The sequence below is a fragment of the Mesorhizobium sp. M4A.F.Ca.ET.050.02.1.1 genome, from assembly GCF_003997725.1.
GTDB lineage: Bacteria > Pseudomonadota > Alphaproteobacteria > Rhizobiales > Rhizobiaceae > Mesorhizobium.
Map to the genome: position 1 here is coordinate 1 of NZ_RZSG01001173.1, position 1,301 is coordinate 1,301.

Here is a 1,301-nt window from a genome sequence, read left to right on the forward strand (position 1 = left end):
CCAACCAACGAAATCGTGGAGGGTTTGCAAATGGGCAGGATGCGCGCTGTCGGCGCTGCCGTTCTCGTTCTCGAAAAGGAGGGCATTTCGTGCGCCTTCGGCGTGCCGGGCGCGGCGATCAACCCGCTTTATTCGTCGCTGAAGGCGAGGGGCACCATTCGTCACGTTCTCGCGCGCCATGTCGAAGGCGCCTCGCATATGGCCGAAGGCTATACGCGGGCCAAGGCCGGCAATATCGGCCTCTGCATCGGTACCTCCGGTCCGGCCGGCACCGACATGATCACCGGGCTCTATTCGGCGGCGGCCGATTCCATTCCGATCCTTTGCATAACTGGCCAAGCTCCCCGCGCGCGCCTCAACAAGGAGGATTTCCAGGCCGTCGACATCGCCGCGATCGCCGCGCCGGTCGCCAAATGGGCGGTCACCGTCATGGAACCCTATCTGGTGCCGATGGCGCTGCAGAAGGCCTTTCATCTGATGCGCTCGTCGCGGCCCGGCCCGGTCCTCATCGACCTGCCGGTGGATGTGCAGATGGCCGAGATTGAATTCGACATCGACGCCTACGAGCCGCTCGCCCCCTTCAAGCCGGCGATGACGCGCGCCCAGGCGGAGAAGGCGCTGACGATGCTCAATCAGGCGGAAAAGCCGCTGATCGTCGCCGGCGGCGGCATCATCAATGCCGACGCGTCCGACCTGCTGATCGAGTTCGCCGAGGTCACCGGCGTGCCGGTCATTCCGACGCTGATGGGCTGGGGCACGATCCCTGACGACCATCGGCTGATGGCCGGCATGTGCGGGCTGCAGACCTCGCACCGCTATGGCAACGCGACGATGCTGGAAGCCGACTCCGTCTTCGGCATCGGCAATCGCTGGGCCAACCGCCACACCGGCTCGGTCGACGTCTACACCAAGGGCAAGAAATTCATCCATGTCGATATCGAACCGACCCAGATAGGCCGCGTGTTCGCGCCGGACCTCGGCGTTGTCTCGGATGCCGGCGCCGCGCTGAAGATGCTGCTTGACGTCGCCACCGAATGGCGGACGGCGGGCAAGCTGCGCGACTGGTCGGGCTGGGCGAAGGAATGCCAGCAGCGCAAGAAGACGATGAAGCGCAAGACGCATTTCGAGCAGGTGCCGCTGAAGCCGCAGCGCGTCTATGAGGAGATGAACAAGGCTTTCGGCCGCGACACCACCTATGTCACCACGATCGGCCTGTCGCAGATCGCCGGCGCGCAGTTCCTGCATGTCTACAAGCCGCGCAACTGGATCAATTGCGGCCAGGCCGGCCCGCTCGGCTGGAC

1 protein-coding gene is annotated in these 1,301 nt (G+C 64.6%); it reads left to right on the plus strand.

Annotation, left to right across the window (positions count from 1 at the left end):
- Nucleotides 1-30 precede the first annotated feature (30 nt).
- Nucleotides 31-1,301, plus strand: a 1,271-nt coding sequence (gene gcl / locus EOA33_RS36070) for a glyoxylate carboligase (RefSeq protein WP_127407748.1), incomplete at its 3' end; no start/stop codon positions are given.